Origin of the sequence: Zhongshania guokunii (genome assembly GCF_040892635.1) — a bacterium.
Classification (GTDB): domain Bacteria; phylum Pseudomonadota; class Gammaproteobacteria; order Pseudomonadales; family Spongiibacteraceae; genus Spongiibacter; species Spongiibacter guokunii.
This window is the reverse complement of sequence record NZ_JBFRYA010000010.1, coordinates 1-16,587: the sequence shown is the minus strand read 5'-3', so window position 1 is coordinate 16,587 and position 16,587 is coordinate 1. Positions and strand designations below refer to the sequence as shown.

Below are 16,587 nucleotides of genomic sequence, written 5' to 3'. Positions count from 1 at the left end.
CAGCGAGCTGAAAATCCAGTGGCGTCGCAATAATGGACTATATAATATGGCGTCAATGCCATAATAAAATCATTAGGAGTAATTCTGAAAATGAAAAACCTCACTGTAATTGCAGACATTCAAGGCGGCAAAAATACTGCACTTAAACGGGCGCTACAGATTCAGAGCCGCACCGGCTGTGATATTACTTTGCTCGGTTTTTGCTATGCCTCAGTCAATGATAGTGATGCAAAAAATGACGCCGGCAAAGTAAAGGAACTGTTAGTTGCAAAGCGCAGCAAGGAATTGAATGCGATTGTGAGCGAATTTGATGTAGCCACCAACGCTATTACCACCGAAGTCATCTGGAGCAAGGACATTGCCAGCGAGCTGGTGGCGCGAGAAAAGACCAACAGTTCCGATCTCATTATAAAGTCTGCACACAAAACTGGATCTTGGTTCCATACCTCCACAGACTGGCAATTGATCCGCGAGGCCAAGGCCCCAGTGATGATCACCGCAGGAAAAACGTGGAAAAAGAAATCGCGATTACTCGCAACCATAGACTTTGCGACCACAGAAAAGTCGAAACAGCGGTTAAACAACAAGATTATTGAACACGCAAAGGCTCTCGCCGGCCCACTGGGTGACGATAGCATCCACCTAGCATTTGCACTTACGGCACCACAAGCGTTAATAGATCTCGATTTAATAAACGCTAAGAAGTACCTCGCTGATAAACGGAAACGCCTGCAACCGTTGATCGATAAATTCTGTGAGGAACATGGCTTGAACACAGAGAATGTTCATATAAAACAAGGCGAACCCGAACGCGTCATACCTAGTATCGCAAATGATCTGAAGGCTGATTTAACAATTGTTGGCACCGTAGGCCGAAAAGGAATTAAGGGGAAATTGATCGGAAATACCGCCGAGGGAATACTAAGCCGGCTGTATACTGATATTCTGACGGTAAGACCTTAGTCACAATAGCTGATGTAGATTTTCACTCTTAGTCCATTTAGAGCCTCATTCTTCATGGCGCTCCAAATGGACTATCCATAAATTTCTAATGTACATTAATATTGAACACCGCAAAAAATGAATCGCCGGGCCCTCTCCAACACCTAATAAACGCTAAAATCATAGATACTTAGGCCTTTTTCGGGGTAATTGTAGCTACCCCATAGGTGACCAAACCCGCGCCGAAAAAATACATGGTTAGACCATATACCATCGACGGAATTGCCATTTCCTGCGAACCAAGAATGGTTGTTGCCACAAGAATTCCGATGGTGCTATTTTTAATTCCAAGCTCGACCGCAATAGCCACTTGATCAGGTTTTGCGACACCGGCGATTCGCGCAATACCTAAACCCGCAGCAATCCCCAAGGTGTTAAGAATTAAACAGGCCGGCCCAGCTTGAATTAATAAGCTTAACAGCTGATCACGCAGGCCGTAGGAGATAAGAATAATCAAGCTCAGCAGCACTAAGGCCCCAAACGCGTTGAATGTCTTCTCGGAGCGAACCGCGAAAATTGGCGCCCGCGCGCGAATCAACATACCAATCCCAGTAGGCAGCAAAACAATAACCACCAGCATAGCCACAGTATCAATAACCGGCATGCTGACGTTGGCAGACCGTCCTAGCTGCCAGCTCAATGCCTGATTCACCAATAGCGGCAAGCTCATAATCGTAGCGATACTGGCAATGGCGGTAACCACAATGGAGAGCGCCACATTGCCTCTGGCTAAATAAGTAATCACATTAGACGTAGCGCCGCCTGGGCAGGCCGCTAATATCACCAAGCCAACGGCAATAGCGGGGGTTAAATCCAAGGCCCATGCCAGCAGAAATCCGAGCGCGGGCAACACCAGCAGCTGCCCGATACTCCCAGCGATTGCTGCCCGCGGGTGGCGCGCCTCTTTTACAAAATCATTCACGGTTAAACCAAGCCCCATACCGATCATGATGATAAAAAGAGACACGGGTAAACCGATATCGATAAACACACTCTGCGCCATCGCTTTTATCCTTATTGTTGTAATGAAATGATCTAGAGCGCTAACGTAGATTTAATAACGCCATTTATCTGTTACAAAGATGACAGTTCCAGTGAAATTCCTCACAAACTTAAGCGCTAATAGCCATGCTGACCGCTAATAATGGCACGATAGAAATCGTTATCTAACACTTCATATACACTAGATCGCGGTTTTAGCACATAAACCACATCGTCAATTTCATCGATATTGTATGCCTGCTTCCGTAAATTGGCCTTGAATAATTTAAAGGTTACGGTAGTTTCCGCGGCGGGCTGAATTCGTATAAACACCGGCCTTGCAAAGGCTGGCATTTCATTCATAACAAAGGTAGAAAACTCATTGGCATCAAACTCTACTCCCGGTTTGAGGGTAATTGCAGCCATACCCGCACGACCTTCAGCATTTGGAATTTGAACGCCATAAACATTAGCCATCTCAACCTGGGCATTGCCATTCAAGGCCTCACCCACTTCATTGGTAGAGACATTCTCAGAGCGCCAGCGAAAGGTGTCACCCAATCTGTCGACAAATTCATAGTGGGCGAGGCCTAAAGCAAACCCCACATCGACCTGTTTAATCACGTCGCCGGTATTAAACCAACGATCATTCTTTTTTCTAACGCCAGTAATAATCTTACTATTAGACGCCTTTTTATCGTTATAGCCGTCGAATTTAAACCGCTCATCAATTTTCATAAGAAGAACACCGGGTTCGCCCTTTTGCACCTCTAGCAACTTTCCCTTCTTGTCATAAACCATTTCATCGGCATCAAAGTCATACTTAACCAGCAAGATATCGGCAGAGGTAGTTCCAATCGTTTTGTCTTTATTGAGCAGATTAATAAAAATGGCGTTACCTTCACTAGAGCCATACATTTCACTAATGCGCGGTATTTTAAAGCGCTGCCGAAATACATCCCACACATCCGGCCGCAAACCATTGCCAACCATGGTTTGAATTGGGTTATTTCGTTCATGCTGCGACTCTTTTTGTGCCGCCAAGTATCGACACAACTCACCCACATAAACAAAAAGCGTAGTTTGATGCTCCTGAACCTCTGGCCAAAATTGACTAGCAGAGAAGCGGCGGCGCAAAAAAATCGATGCACCGGAATACAGGCTAGTACCAACACCAGGCCCCAAACCGGTGAAGTGGTAGAGCGGCAAGCAAAGATAAATTCTATCGGTCTGTTTGGCGCGAAACGCAATTCGCGAATAGGGTTCAGCAGCAGATAAATAACGGCGGTGTAGAATCAGCGCCGCTTTGGGCAAACCCGTGGTGCCAGAAGTGAGTATATAGCAGGCTTTTTCCCCCGCGCGAATATCGAGCGTTTCTGGCAAATTGTCAGTGGGCATTTTCTCTAAAACTGCCATGACATCTACCGCCCACTTCGGTGCGCCAGATTGCTTATCGGCCGCGGTTGCAGCCTGCCCCTCATCCTTAACCCAGATAAAATCATTGTCCGCTAGCGGCAATTCATCTTTTACTTCGGTGATACTCTCTATGAGCTCTTCGCCGACAATGCACTTTATAGAATTGGTGATATTCATGCAGTGAATCAGTGCGCGGCCTTTTAAGCTGGTATTAATCAAACCCGTCGCGGCACCCAATTTAGCCAGCGCAATAAAACAGGCAAGCATTTCGATGCGGTTTTCCATTAACAGGCCAACGCAGTCACCGCGTTTCACTCCTTGGCTTTTTAGAGCATGCGCAAAGCGGTTCACGAGGGCGTTAAACTCCCCCCAGCTCAATTCGCGACCTTCAAAAATAATGGCGGGCTTATCTTGATAGCGTTGTGCGGTTTCTTGAAAAAGGCGACCCAAGGATTTTTTTTCATCATCTTTTGGCGGCCTATACGCAATTGCCGGCAGCACCGAAACTAAGTCTCGTATTACTCTTGAAAATTCGGTCATTGTTCAATATCTCTTATTATTTAATTACTCATATTCACACTACCGCATCAACTTACGCCCATGATCGCACAATGACACGGCATACCAATAGTCCGCAGAGACCAGAGCTTTGCGCCAAATATTCGGTTAGCCTAAATGGTAATAGTACCAATACCAGCTTGTGAAAGACGATATCTGCCCTATAGTGGAAAGAAGGCTATAGCGAGGGCTTTCTGTTACAGCGCTCTGTTTGCCAGACTTAAATAATAATCATAATGAGGAATGTATCTATGTCCTACGTCGAAAAGCTAAAACTACCGCTTGGGCTCTGCCTGTTATCACTGACGGCGAGTGATATCTACGCACAAAGCAACACATCAGAAAAGAAGCTGGAGATAGAAGAGGTGGTGGTACTGGGGTCTCGCAAACCAGGGCGAACCGCCGTGGACATGCCGGTGCCGGTAGACTCCTTAGGCGCAGACACGCTTCGCCAAACCGGCCAAACTGAAGTGGGCAGAATGCTCCAGTCGGTTGCGCCATCATTTAATTTTTCCAGCTCGTCGATCAGCGACGGCACCGATGCGCTTAGACCGGCCACATTACGCGGCTTAGGGCCAGATCAAACTCTGGTGTTAATAAACGGCAAGCGCCGACACACCAGCGCCCTAATTCACGTTAACACCTCGGTTGGACGCGGCACCTCCGGTGTCGACATGAATGCAGTGCCAGGTGCCGCCATCAAACGGATTGAAGTACTGCGCGATGGCGCGGCCGCGCAATATGGCTCAGACGCAATTGCCGGTGTAATCAATATTGTACTCAGCGATGAACCCGAAGCGGGCCGAATTGGCGTTTCTTATGGCGAGTACTCCGAGGGCGATGGCGAGACCTACAACATTGACCTCTCCAAAGGCTTTCCCCTGGGCGATCGCGGCTTTGTAAATGCAACCTTGAATTTTCGTGACCGTGCGTCGACCAACCGCGCCGGTCTCAGTGGCCAATGTCAGTATTTAGCCGGTTGCGATGCCTTAAATGACGGCGCTGGCAGTGCGGACCCAGACGGTATTGATGAAGCCGCTGATCCACGGGAGGCGACCTTCCCGCGCCAGAATTTTAGAATTGGTGATGCTGAGTCGCAGCAATTAGCCGTGATACTTAACTCCGCCTATCAGCTGGAGGCCGGCGAGCTCTATGGCTTTGTTACCTACTCCGACCGCGAAAGCACCTCGGCGGGTTTCTATCGCCGCGCCAATCAAATCGATAACAATCCGACGCTAGCAGATGGCGAAGCCTTTGCACCCAATGGCTTTCTCCCGCTGATTAATACCCAAATTGATGATTTTTCGGCAAGCCTAGGCTATCGCCAAGAATTTGCCGATGACTTAACAATGGATCTGTCTTACACCGTAGGCTGGAACGACTTTGCCTTTTTTATTAGCAACTCCGTAAATGCCTCTTTCGTTAATGACTTGCGCTACGGGCAGGGCCTGAGCGATGCCGATATTCGCGCGCGGGCGTCGCGCTCTGCCGACGCTGGTGAGCTTAGCCTTGGCTTGCAAACCATCAATCTCGACTTCACTCAATCACTTGGAGCGTGGAGCGTAGCCTGGGGCGCCGAGTTGCGCCGCGATGATTATGAGATTACCGCCGGTGATAAGTACTCTTATTATGATTACGACACCGATGCCAGTGGCGCGTCTATGTACACCGCCGATGCGGCTGCCGGCATACAGGTTTTTCCGGGCTTTCAGCCTGGCAATGAACTAGATGAAAGCCGCGACGTATGGTCATTGTATGCCGATACCGAATACGAAATCTCTGAGTCGTGGCTGGCCAGCGGCGCGCTGCGCTACGATGATTACGCCGATTTTGGTGGCACCCTTAATTTCAAACTCGCCAGCAGCTTTCGGGTAACCGATAGGGTGAGCTTGAGGGGCGCCGCAAGTACCGGTTTCCGAGCGCCGTCCATGCAGCAGCAGTACTTCAATAATATTAGTACTCAGTTTGTATCTGACGGCATGGGCGGACTCTCTGCACAGGAGCGCGGCACTTTTCGTAACGACAGTGCGGTGGCCAAGGCCATTGGCATTCCAGAGCTTAAAGAGGAAGAGTCGGTTAACTTGAGTGCAGGCTTTGTGCTGGAGCCCATCGACAGCTGGACAATCACTGTTGATGCCTACCAAATTGATATAAAAGACCGGATCGTACTTAGCGGTGGCTTAACTTCGTCGCTGGGCGATCAGAACTTAACTGCGGCGCTCGCCGCCGCTGGTGCCAGCAGCGCGCAGTTTTTCCTCAATGGTGCCGACACCGAAACCAGCGGTGTGGATATTGTTAGTACTTACACCATGGCGGCCGGCGCTGGCGATTTAGCCATTTCATTTGCCGCCAACTTTACTGAAACCGACGTAACCGAGATATTTGCCGGCGGCGGTCTTTCTACGCTCGACCCCTCAGATGTATTTAGTCCGCAGGACATATCGATTATTGAAGAGTGGCAGCCAAAGGATCGTATAAACCTCAGTTTCAATTACTCCTTAGAGCGCTTCACCGCAGTGCTCGCCTTTAATCGCTATGGTGAATACACCGTGTGCGAAGGGGCCTGCGACAACGCATCAAATCGGCAAACTTTTGATGCGAAGGTGCTAACCGACATTAATTTAAGCTACCGCCTGCAAGAAGATGTAACGCTTAACTTCGGTGGTAACAACATTTTTGACGAGACACCAGACCAAAACAGAATTGGGCAAAGCCGAGCCGGCACTATCGCCGACAGCAATGGCAATGTCTTTGTTGATTCACCTGGGGTATTCCAGTACTCACGACGCTCCGCCCCATTCGGTTTTAATGGCGCGTACTTCTTTGCCGGTGTCGTTTATGACTTTTAGTGACTGACAACATCGGTATTTACCCGCCGACAGGGACCTCGGTGGCGCAAAGCCAAAAAAAGGCGAACTGAGCTCAGTTCGCCTTATTACATTCACCACTCTATGCCACACATAGGCATTTTTTACACTGGCATCCAAAGAGAACAAAGCCCTTTCGAGCTCGTAGCCAAGATTGCCCGTAGCTAACGTTCGGAGCGGTAAATAGAAAAATTAAAATGCCTTAGCCCTAGGACTAAGGCATTTTAATATTTATTGCGCAGTGAGCGCAGCGTCACCCTGCTGTGCCTCGCTACAGGCCATTTCATTCAGAAGATAAAGCCTTACTTCGCCAGATTTCGCACCGCTCGAATAGCCATTCGTTTCTATCTCAGTACCGAATAGAATGTCGCCTGACTTTGAGCTCGTGAATGATATAGTCTCCACGCCTTCGTCGGCGTCAAGATCTTGAGTTACAACTGAAGAGTTAGTTTGCGACCACGTTATATCGTAATCCATGTATTCGGTACTGATAAAATCTCCAGCCTCGCCTTGATCCGCTCGCGTAAAGTTACCGCCACCCGACTCTAGAAAATACTGGTTTACTGTATCTCGCCGAACTGAAATACGTCCTGTTTGATTTTCTCCATCAAAAAACACGTAACCGTTCCTAACTTGCAAACTATGAACGTAGCCCTTAGCTGAACTATAAGGGTTATCAGAGTTAGCGTTATTTTCTCGCGCCAATTCCGTTTCATAGCCAGTGACACTATAGCAACGTCCAGCGACAGATTGATTTGGAGCGTATTCTTCGATCGCAACAACGCGATCAGAAAGTGCAGCCACAGAGTCAGCTATAGCGTTAATACCATTCTTTAAAACAGTAAAGTTCTGATTAACCTCTGTCGCTTTAGCAGGTGTATTAGCTGAAAATGTTTTCAACTCCCCGTTTTGAACCTGGGCGACTGCAGTCATTGAAAGTGATGCTACAGCAAGTGATAAAGCCATTTTTTTCATATTCATAAATAATTCCTTAAATAAATTTTTGTTTTTCTGGGGAAACCATTACTGCCAATTGGCTTCATCCCAATTAAATCCATCCCACACGGCAATTGTGGAGTCGCTTGAATCGTCGCAGGCATCACCGATATTATCGTTATCAGAATCTAACTGATCTTCGTTAGGCGTTAACGGACAGTTATCGAACTCATTTTCAACACCGTCTCCGTCACGATCTGTATCTGCGCTGTCTCCAGTTCCGTCGTTATCGGTATCGACTGACTCTGTTGAATCTAGCGGAAACGCATCTGCCTCATCGCTAACGCCATCGCCATCATCATCGGTATCGGCGTTATTACCAATACCGTCTTGATCAGTGTCTTGCGATTCAGATTTATCCAATGGGAACGCGTCTTGCTCATCTGCGACACCATCACCATCGTCGTCGGAATCGGCGTTATTGCCTATGCCATCTAGATCTGTGTCAACTGACTCCTTGTCGTCGTTCGGAAAGGCGTCGTCACTGTTATTAACGCCATCACCATCTCGATCCTCATCGCATTCGTCACCCTTGCCGTCACTATCCAAATCGAGCTGTTGAGTATTAATGTGCGCAGGACAGTTATCCTGACTATCGTCAACGCCATCGTCATCGGAGTCTGGAGTAGTTCGTGCAACGACAGGATCCGATTTAGCGGAACCATTTTCTAAGGCAGCAGTGTCCGAACTAGCACCGGTAATGGTCTTTTCACTAACTAGGACAGTCTCTATATCAGAGACCTTAATTTTGGTACCAGGAATAAATAAAGTGGACGGATCAACGGTCACTAAACCAACAACATTGTCGACATCACTAAACGCCGCAATAGCATTGCCCTTAGACAAACCATCGATACTGCCGTCAGCCAAGTCATCAGCAAGGGCAGCTAGCATTGCCTCGCCACTCACAGTGATCGCAGAATTATTTTGGGTCGCGTTATCAACAAGGCTCTTAGCAACAGCACTGACCGCTTCAATTGCAGTTCGGTATTGTGCGGCCAACACTTGTTTCTCAATACTATTCACACTGTCATTTATCAAGGGCGCAGTTGAGTTAAGTGATACTGACGCGCTCATACCAAAACCAAGGGCGCTTGCGGTTTGCCGAGAAGCTGCCGAAAAAGCGGCCAGAAACTCCGCTTCACTCAGTTGCGAGTCAGCGTTACCGCTATACACCGCGCTTGCTAAATCGCCATTCTGAGCCGCAAGGCGATACGCAATTGTCGTCAACGGCGACAGATAAACTGAGGAAGAATTAACATCACTAACGTCAATTACGGTCAAAAATCGTTTTATAGTTGGTGCACTACCAGTAGTGATATCAATAGTATCGTCGTCTGCCAAGACCTCAAGAATAACCGCGCCACTGTGGCTGGCAGGGATGCTAAGACCAGTGATTGCAGCACCTGCGTTAGTGGTGCCAGCACCCAAAAGGGACCCGAATAAATCAGTACCGTTTGCATCAAACGCGTAGGCGTTAATACTTGCGTTGGCCAACGGCCCCTTTACACCGGCGCCCTGTATGCTAGTGCTTGGATTTGCAGGCGAACCGCCGCCTCCGCCACCGCCGCAAGCACTCACTGCTGCAGAAATCAGGGCAATAGCAAACCCTTTCGCTCTAAAAAGAGCGAGTTGTTGTCGTAACATGAAACCCCCAAATAAGGTATGGCGTTATTTAGTTAGTACGAATTGATTGATTGCTATCAAGACCAAACTCGGCAGCAAGAAGTCAAAAACTGCTGAAAAAGATAGCGTTTACTTGAATATAATTATGCTTTTCCCTAATGCACTCCATGGCTAATATGTGTCCTAGCCGGAATTTAATAACTAAAGTCTTTGTTTTACAAGTAAATTATTAGCCAACCCTTGCTTAAAAATCACTCAACACCGGCCAACACTGCGAAAATACTGGGGATCAGGCGAGAAAGAATTTTAGAAAACTAAATTCTCATAACTTACTGAATAAAATAGACATCTAAATGTATCCTGGACGCAGCAAGGGTAATTAACAGGCAGTATATGCTGCGATTCCATTACCCAATACTTATAAGCGTAGGCTCATAGTACTCGAAGGTTAGCTAGAGCAAGTCGCCACCAAATACTGGTTAAGAACCAACCCCCCAAGCCCGTATTTCCTGCTACTGGTCGCTAAGCCCCCGTCAGCGAGCTAGAATGGAGGAACACACGAGCGAAGACGAGTAAGACCTAAGAGCCCATGATTAGCCAAGCCAAAGAAAAACTCCTTGCCAAATACCGCGCGCGTATCCGAGAAGGCGCCATTGCCAATGCCAAGAAGCAACTGGCACTAAAAGGCATTGCACCAGGCGAATTAGGTGCGGATGAGCTTGAGATTCTGGTCTACGATGAAGAGGTAAAACTGCGGGGCAAGCTCAAGAACTACAGCCTTGCCGCACTCATTGCCGCGCTAACATTGGGTAACTTTTAATGTTGATTCCTCTATTGCGCAGCGGCGTGCTGTATATGATATGGCGACGCCACATTAGGCAGCGCGCACTCGGTATAATTGTTACGGTGTTAATGGTTTTAGCGGTGAATTTAATTCATTCAGAAGCCGTAGCATTTTTTAAAGCGACGGAGAGACTCGATTTAACACCACTGGCCTTTTATTTCCGTTGGCTGGGCTGGCTAACGGCGGGCATTGCTTATCTGTGTTTTGTAGAACGCAAAATCATTAGAGCCGGTAGATCGGCCCGCGGCCAGAAAGACGGTTTGGGCAAGGCGCCGCGCTCACCCGCTAAGCCTACGCCGAGCAAGCCAGTGGAGCAGCACGACGGCTTCGACGCCCTACGCCACAACGCACCGTTGCGCTCCCGTGCCGAACTTATGTTGGAACGGAAAAAACGTGACAAAGCAAACTGAGCTTAAGAGCTTAATCGCAGATTGGGACGAACGCGACAAAATCATCTTGGCCATTCTCTGTGACCTAGACGAAGGCGTCACCACTGCGGATGTCATCAGCGAACAAATACGCTGGCTGTACAACTCCCGCACTAGGCACAGCATTAAACGCAATTTCAAGCGTGTAATACGGCAAGACACGAGTAAAGACATGTCCTGCCCGACTTACGAGACGTTATTGGCAGGCGCCGCGAAAAAGCTCGGCGTCCACAAGTACTGTACATCTGTAGACGACTACGAGCGCTACATCCCCCAGGCCGTTATCGTCGCCGCGTTAGCAAAAATGAACCCGCCGCAAAGAGACCGCTTTTTTACTGAAGAGTTTAATGCGACTCCAATGTGGGATGCAGCAGGAATCAAAAGCCGCGAGATTGGCGGCCTGCGCACGGCGGCGAGTGTATTAGCGCTGGCCAATGCATCTGGCTATGCGGTGTATGCCGGCGCTACCACGGCACTCGGCTTTGCCACTCACGCGGTAGGTATCACCTTGCCCTACGCCGCCTACACTGGCTTATCAGCCACAATCGCCCAGCTTATTGGGCCTCCTGGCTGGCTCGCGCTTGCTACCTATGGCTTTTTTAAAGTAACCGGTACCGATTGGAATAAACTGATGCCCGTGCTATTAACCATCATCGCCACTAAGCACCGTCATGAGATTCTAATACGTAACCAAGCACAGCTGGAGAAACCACAAACCTAGATGTTTGTTATCAACGATATAGCGTACTGATATCAGCCATAATTAACTTAAAATTTCTTACTCAACATAAAGCGAATTAAGTACGTTTCGATATGTAGTTTTGCGCCATTACCGATACGCGCTCCTGAATTTTCATAGCTGATATCTTCTGGGAACTCGTGTTCAACACCCATGCTGTAGATGTAGTCACTTTGCTTTGGTTTATAACTCAGGCCAGCGGACAGATGGTGTTCGGCTACCACCGGAAGGATTGGAGATAGATTGCGCTCGGGAACCGGGCTCTTGCCGTAGTTATAGCCCAGATAAATATCATATTCGTCACTTAATGTATAAGCAGCGCCCAATGCGTAAATATATTGATCGTGGAACTGGTAAGTAAACTCTGAGCGAATCTCCTCCGGTGCACCACTTACATTAGGCTTGCTAAGGTGCAGTCGCGGCTGATCAAGCGCATTGGAGTAATTCACCCAGCGAATTTCTGGCACAACAACCCATTTCCCCAAGGTCCACGCAACACCAATTGAGAGCTCTTGGGGAAAGGCAAATTTGCTTATAACCGTATTCTGATAGAGTGTCTTTTCCTGCCCTGTCGCCGAAAGGTCAAGCTCCGCCTTACCCACTAAATTTAGCCCCAAACGACTCGTGTAGTTAAGGCCAATCACTACTTCCTCGCTCGGCTGCCATTGCAAGCCTGCTGAAACGTTATAACTTACAGTATGTAGATTCGAGAGTTGCAAGCCTGCAAATGTATCTTGGGGATTTGTAGCATCGTAATAAGATGTATCTGGAAAAAACTTCGTATCTTGACGAGCGTAATGAATGCCAATATTAGCGCCTAAGCTGAGCGTATCGGAAACCTGCCATGCTACTCCCGGCACCAGTTTTATTACGCTGAACAGTATTTCGGTGTCATCTTTATTGCCGTAACCGGTTTCCAAATCTTGATAAACATAACCCAAGCCACCCTGAATAAATAAACCAATACCCGCGGTAAAAGGGCTGTTAGCAATTGGCTGCGCATAGGAAAGTCCAACAACTGTGCCAAAGTCATTCTTTTGTTCTTTATTGTTACCAAGTGAGTCCGAATGACTGTTGCCCGTAAAGAAACTCGACGTAAAGAAGTCCAGCTGCTTATGTTTTAACTGTGACAAACCAGACGGATTAGTATTTACCGCCGTGCTGTCTCGGCTATAGGCCACATCCGCACCAGCCATTGACGAGGAGCGCACGCCAAAGCCCGTCACATAAAGTCCATTCCCCGCCATAGCCAGCGTAGACATCAGTAGCAAAGCCACAAACGATCCTATCTTATTCATTATTATCTCCATTATGTAGCGAAAAATACTACAGAGTTAAGAGATTAATATCTAATATTTGTTGGCCCAATAGTTATAAAATAACAAAATACGCAGCACTATAATCAATTAAAATAGTAGCTTATAAACACCAGCTATTTAGTAACTAATATATCAACATAAATAAAAGCTCCATTTTATTTTTTGCCATTTCGCAAATAAAAGACAGCTTTCGCTCAAGGTAGCGGCGCGCACAGAGAAAGGTAATCGTCCTAAAGCTCGGTTAAATATTAGACAATAAAAAAATCCAGCCCCGTGAAGGACTGGATTTTCGTAAAACATCAATTAATAAAACCGAAGTACGCCACATTCGGCTTATTCAAACTATTTAGAACTATCTTTAGGGCTAGCCACTCCCGTAGCTAATAGGCTTGACTTTTCTCTAGATCTCAGCAATTTCCCCGCCTCTTCTGGCGACCCCCGCAACCACTGATCAATATATGCTGGATCTATTAGCAATGGAGTTCGCGAATGCACCCAGGCGACATCGCTTGCCGCAGCGGTAGTGATAATTGTAAAGGTATTGAGAGCAAGTTCCCCCTGCGTCCAGTTTTCCCAAAGCCCGCCAAGAAGTATCGCACCGCCATCTTGTCGAGCCAGGCGGTGACATTGTTTATTGCCATCCACCACTGGCCATTCGAAGTAAGCGGAGACCGGGATGATACACCGCTGGGATTGATGCCACGCGTCGCGAAAGCTAGGCTTTTCAGTAAGCGATTCAGCACGGGCATTAAACGTCGCAAACTTTAGCTTGGGATATTTTGACCAGTGCGGAATAAGTGACCACCTGCGCAGTGCGTAACCGGTAGCATCAAGTGTCCCTGCCATATCTGTCGGACGAATATTTATCCGGCTGGCGTCATTCGCAGGCCACTCACTTAACAAGGCGGCCCATTCGTGCATCGCTACGCCATGCTGTTCAAAAGCCCCACACATTCTCGTACTCCGGCCTTTTTGTTTTGGAAAATCTGCATTGCAACTTAGGGGCACTATACAGGCAAAGCCTAGTTTTCTTTACACACTTGGCGAAGGTCATCCGCGCGAATTAATAAATAGCGTACGCAGTTTATTTTAGGGTTGGCGCCACCTTCCCAAGCCCATACCATCGACAAATACTTCTAGACTTTTTTCACGATTACTAAGCAGTAGCGAACGGAGTTTTTTGCCGTCCACGCTGGCGAAATAGCTCCGGGACATCAATACCACTGCGTGGCCCTGCTCTGAAAAGGTATATGCGACTTTTATTTTTTTTCCCAATAACGGTAATAGCGGTTTAACACCGGTTTCGCTACTCACAACCCCATCGATTTCACCGCGATACAGCGCGAGAATGGCAGTAACATGATTAGGGTAATACACCACGGACTTATCGTCGCTTATGAGGACCTCACCCGCACTAACACCTTGAATAAGAGCTAGGGATTTAATCTCATCTAGATTTGCGTCGGCGCGGATATACATATTGATTGCTTGATCTGTCAATGCAACTAGCTGGTAGCCACAATTGCGCTCGAAATTTTGCATATCGTAATTGTAGCTACCAACGATGAGATCGTGGTTTTCAATATTGCATTTAGCTTGAAGCAACTTAATATCGTTACCGTAAAACACACTATAGGGACGCCCCAACGCCTCGAATAGGTCGTCAAAAAAGGGTTGGGTATAATTTTGAGTAATGTCTACTCCGTAAATAGATAAACCCCAAACACTCACGGGTCTTTCACTTCCATCGGCGTGCAATAGCGATGCAGAAAGAAAACAAGCCCACACAACTACTTTTCTTAACAGCTCCATTAATGGATAACAGATCAATTCTAATAATATCAATTTTAATGCCCACCATATTTATCATAGTACTTGCTTTATAATGCCCTATCCCGCCGCGCAGCAATCAGAGGGTGTTGGCCACTTAAAATCAGTACAAATTGACGCTCAATTATGGTCATAACTACCACTAAAAGCGCATTGTGCAAAATACTTATGAAGTGGATGCGCGACACCCTCAGGCGACCTTATCGATACTCTTATTTAGATTGCTCAGATATAAACTTCATACCCTGCTGCTCCGCGCCAGAAGCTAAGGCATAGGTCGCGATATGCCCGAGAAACTTAACTGTATAGGTTTTAGCTGAAACCCCCTTTTCATCTAAAGCAGTCTTCATCATAGCCATTTGCTCGGGCTCAACAAGTGCATCCCACTGCCCGTGATATAGAAATACTGGCGGCGATTGGCGGGTAACATGATTAACGGGGGAGGCGTCTTGCCATTCGGCCTCCGCGCCTGCCAGCGGTTTCCCTAATAACTTCAATACCAGCGGGGAGTTGGGCCACGCGGTGAGATCTGCCGGCGTGCCGCCAGCAACTATACTCTTGAGATAGGGCGGCCGCTGGCGATCTAATCCTGCTAGTAGAATTAAATGAGCCCCCGCAGAGTAGCCCCAACCCGAAATACGCGTGGAGTCTATCTGATATTGTTCTGCATTCGTGTAAAGCCATTCTAGCGCCGCAGATACGTCCTCTACCTGCGCAGGGTGCCGGTCTTCAGGAGCTAAGCGATAGGTGATGTTGAACACCGCAAAGCCGACCTTAGCCAGCCGCCTACTGATTCCTGCCATATCGCCACTGCGATTAGTCCAGCCGCCGCCATGAACGACAACCACCGCAGGCCTTAGACCGGTTGATTCAGGGATGTACATATCCCCCGCTAAAGGCTGGGAGTCGATAGTTTTATAAACTACATTTTGGGTTAATACATAACCACCATCCGACCGCGCTTTTACTCCAGCGCAAGCGACAACAAAGATTATCGCTAAAATAATAATTACTAATTTCATATTGATCATCACTGATACTGTACAAATCATTAAACGGGGTTTTACGTGCTTATCGATATCATAGATTTTAATCGGTAGCGTGGGGAGGCACTTAATGAGAGACGTTAAACTACAAACACTAACCAACTAAAGTGCGCAGCCTTTGCGTTTACCGTTCACCGTCTCCCGTCTAGCGTGGCGCTGTTAGGGGTGTTGCGGGTTTTAAAAAGGCTTAGGGCGGACTGCGGTTCTTAATTGAGTGGGTGCGTAATGATTACCTACTTTGTGTTGCGAGCAGTGCTGAGCCTGCCCCATGAGCGAAGCGAGTGCTTTGGGTACGCAATCCCTTCGGGATGCCTCCGCTGCGCTATGTCGCACCAAACTCGTTCTTTCAGAACAGAGTTCAGCGTGGCCCGCGAAGCGCTGTGGCCATGTCGCATGAGCCCGGTATTTAGTGAGAGACGCTTCTCGCGTCCTAAATAAAAAACCCCGTCCAGCATAAGCTGAACGGGGTGTCAGTGTGGCCCACGACTGCAGGGAGTGCTATGGCCATTTATTTAGAAGCCTGGCGAGGGCCCAGCCCGCGAGCGTTAGCGAGTGCTTTGGCTGTGACCTACGTAGGGCATCGCCTCGTGGAGCGCACTTCCAGCAACCCATAAAAAAACCCGAGACTCTATTGAATCTCGGGTCAGTGTGGCCCGCGAGTAAAGCGAGTGCTTTGGCCATTTAAATTACAATAAAAAGCCCCAACAGCGTTAGCTATTGGGGCTAGTATTTAGAAGCCTGGCGATGACCTACTCTCGCATGGGGAAACCCCAAACTACCATCGGCGATGACACGTTTCACTTCTGAGTTCGGGATGGGATCAGGTGGTACCATGTCTCTATGGTCGCCAGGCAAACTGGCTTGGTTGAATGCATGTCTTACGTGCCTAAGCACTGCGTCATTCAATCCAAATAAGGTGGTAAATAAGCTGATAT

At 47.9% G+C, this 16,587-nt stretch carries 13 protein-coding genes and 1 rRNA gene; 5 read left to right on the top strand and 9 right to left on the bottom strand.

Annotated elements, in window-relative coordinates:
* Window positions 1-90: 90 nt before the first annotated feature.
* The gene (locus tag AB4876_RS12075) at window positions 91-963 is read left to right on the top strand and encodes a universal stress protein (RefSeq protein ID WP_368381921.1); all 873 of its coding nucleotides are present in this window, start codon (window positions 91-93) and stop codon (window positions 961-963) included.
* A gap of 169 nt (window positions 964-1,132) precedes the next feature.
* On the opposite strand, the gene AB4876_RS12070 is transcribed toward AB4876_RS12075, so the two are convergent.
* Both AB4876_RS12070 and AB4876_RS12065 read right to left on the bottom strand, forming a co-directional pair.
* Window positions 1,133-2,005 carry a bile acid:sodium symporter family protein gene (locus AB4876_RS12070; protein ID WP_368381920.1) on the bottom strand — a complete coding sequence of 291 codons (873 nt, stop codon included), beginning with the start codon at window positions 2,003-2,005 and terminating at the stop codon, window positions 1,133-1,135.
* A gap of 116 nt (window positions 2,006-2,121) precedes the next feature.
* Entirely contained in the window at window positions 2,122-3,939 is a 1,818-nt protein-coding gene (locus AB4876_RS12065) for a long-chain-acyl-CoA synthetase (protein ID WP_368381918.1), read from the bottom strand.
* A gap of 269 nt (window positions 3,940-4,208) precedes the next feature.
* Between AB4876_RS12065 and AB4876_RS12060 the strand changes: the two genes are divergently transcribed.
* Complete coding sequence (locus tag AB4876_RS12060; protein ID WP_368381917.1) at window positions 4,209-6,806, top strand: TonB-dependent receptor plug domain-containing protein; 2,598 nt, start codon at window positions 4,209-4,211, stop codon at window positions 6,804-6,806.
* A gap of 249 nt (window positions 6,807-7,055) precedes the next feature.
* On the opposite strand, the gene AB4876_RS12055 is transcribed toward AB4876_RS12060, so the two are convergent.
* Together AB4876_RS12055 and AB4876_RS12050 are read right to left on the bottom strand one after the other, a co-directional pair.
* The gene (locus tag AB4876_RS12055) at window positions 7,056-7,805 is read right to left on the bottom strand and encodes a hypothetical protein (RefSeq protein ID WP_368381916.1); all 750 of its coding nucleotides are present in this window, start codon (window positions 7,803-7,805) and stop codon (window positions 7,056-7,058) included.
* A 42-nt stretch (window positions 7,806-7,847) separates the two neighbouring features.
* The gene (locus AB4876_RS12050; RefSeq protein WP_368381915.1) at window positions 7,848-9,467 is read right to left on the bottom strand and encodes a thrombospondin type 3 repeat-containing protein; all 1,620 of its coding nucleotides are present in this window, start codon (window positions 9,465-9,467) and stop codon (window positions 7,848-7,850) included.
* Between the two features lie 568 nt (window positions 9,468-10,035).
* Between AB4876_RS12050 and AB4876_RS12045 the strand changes: the two genes are divergently transcribed.
* The 3 genes from AB4876_RS12045 to AB4876_RS12035 are packed head-to-tail and all read left to right on the top strand — an operon-like array spanning window position 10,036 to window position 11,439.
* On the top strand, window positions 10,036-10,266 hold the full coding sequence (locus tag AB4876_RS12045) for a hypothetical protein (protein ID WP_368381914.1): 231 nt from the start codon (window positions 10,036-10,038) through the stop codon (window positions 10,264-10,266).
* On the top strand, window positions 10,266-10,700 hold the full coding sequence (locus AB4876_RS12040; RefSeq protein ID WP_368381913.1) for a hypothetical protein: 435 nt from the start codon (window positions 10,266-10,268) through the stop codon (window positions 10,698-10,700). The genes AB4876_RS12045 and AB4876_RS12040 overlap by 1 nt, the downstream gene beginning before the upstream one ends.
* Entirely contained in the window at window positions 10,684-11,439 is a 756-nt protein-coding gene (locus tag AB4876_RS12035; protein WP_368381912.1) for a hypothetical protein, read from the top strand. The genes AB4876_RS12040 and AB4876_RS12035 overlap by 17 nt, the downstream gene beginning before the upstream one ends.
* A 47-nt stretch (window positions 11,440-11,486) precedes the next feature.
* Here the strand turns inward: AB4876_RS12035 and AB4876_RS12030 are convergent, their stop codons facing one another.
* The 5 genes from AB4876_RS12030 to rrf all read right to left on the bottom strand — a co-directional run bounded on the left by AB4876_RS12030 (window position 11,487) and on the right by rrf (window position 16,504).
* Window positions 11,487-12,734 (bottom strand): OmpP1/FadL family transporter, encoded by a 1,248-nt coding sequence (locus tag AB4876_RS12030; RefSeq protein WP_368381911.1) that lies wholly within the window; start codon window positions 12,732-12,734, stop codon window positions 11,487-11,489.
* A gap of 384 nt (window positions 12,735-13,118) precedes the next feature.
* The gene (locus tag AB4876_RS12025) at window positions 13,119-13,730 is read right to left on the bottom strand and encodes an SOS response-associated peptidase (RefSeq protein ID WP_368381910.1); all 612 of its coding nucleotides are present in this window, start codon (window positions 13,728-13,730) and stop codon (window positions 13,119-13,121) included.
* A gap of 135 nt (window positions 13,731-13,865) precedes the next feature.
* A complete protein-coding gene (locus AB4876_RS12020; RefSeq protein ID WP_368381909.1) occupies window positions 13,866-14,507 on the bottom strand; it encodes a substrate-binding domain-containing protein in 642 nt (213 codons plus the stop codon).
* A 311-nt stretch (window positions 14,508-14,818) separates the two neighbouring features.
* Complete coding sequence (locus tag AB4876_RS12015) at window positions 14,819-15,628, bottom strand: alpha/beta hydrolase fold domain-containing protein (RefSeq protein WP_368381908.1); 810 nt, start codon at window positions 15,626-15,628, stop codon at window positions 14,819-14,821.
* Between the two features lie 760 nt (window positions 15,629-16,388).
* Window positions 16,389-16,504, bottom strand: a 5S ribosomal RNA gene (gene rrf / locus AB4876_RS12010).
* Window positions 16,505-16,587: the final 83 nt, after the last annotated feature.

Bases quoted from the DNA above. Each gene is read 5' to 3' on its own strand.
- AB4876_RS12025 (WP_368381910.1), bottom strand. From the start codon at position 13,730: ATGTGTGGGGCTTTTGAACAGCATGGCGTAGCGATGCACGAATGGGCC.
- AB4876_RS12065 (WP_368381918.1), bottom strand. From the start codon at position 3,939: ATGACCGAATTTTCAAGAGTAATACGAGACTTAGTTTCGGTGCTGCCG.
- AB4876_RS12075 (WP_368381921.1), top strand. From the start codon at position 91: ATGAAAAACCTCACTGTAATTGCAGACATTCAAGGCGGCAAAAATACT.
- AB4876_RS12055 (WP_368381916.1), bottom strand. From the start codon at position 7,805: ATGAATATGAAAAAAATGGCTTTATCACTTGCTGTAGCATCACTTTCA.
- AB4876_RS12045 (WP_368381914.1), top strand. From the start codon at position 10,036: ATGATTAGCCAAGCCAAAGAAAAACTCCTTGCCAAATACCGCGCGCGT.
- AB4876_RS12070 (WP_368381920.1), bottom strand. From the start codon at position 2,005: ATGGCGCAGAGTGTGTTTATCGATATCGGTTTACCCGTGTCTCTTTTT.
- AB4876_RS12050 (WP_368381915.1), bottom strand. From the start codon at position 9,467: ATGTTACGACAACAACTCGCTCTTTTTAGAGCGAAAGGGTTTGCTATT.
- AB4876_RS12060 (WP_368381917.1), top strand. From the start codon at position 4,209: ATGTCCTACGTCGAAAAGCTAAAACTACCGCTTGGGCTCTGCCTGTTA.
- AB4876_RS12015 (WP_368381908.1), bottom strand. From the start codon at position 15,628: ATGAAATTAGTAATTATTATTTTAGCGATAATCTTTGTTGTCGCTTGC.
- AB4876_RS12040 (WP_368381913.1), top strand. From the start codon at position 10,266: ATGTTGATTCCTCTATTGCGCAGCGGCGTGCTGTATATGATATGGCGA.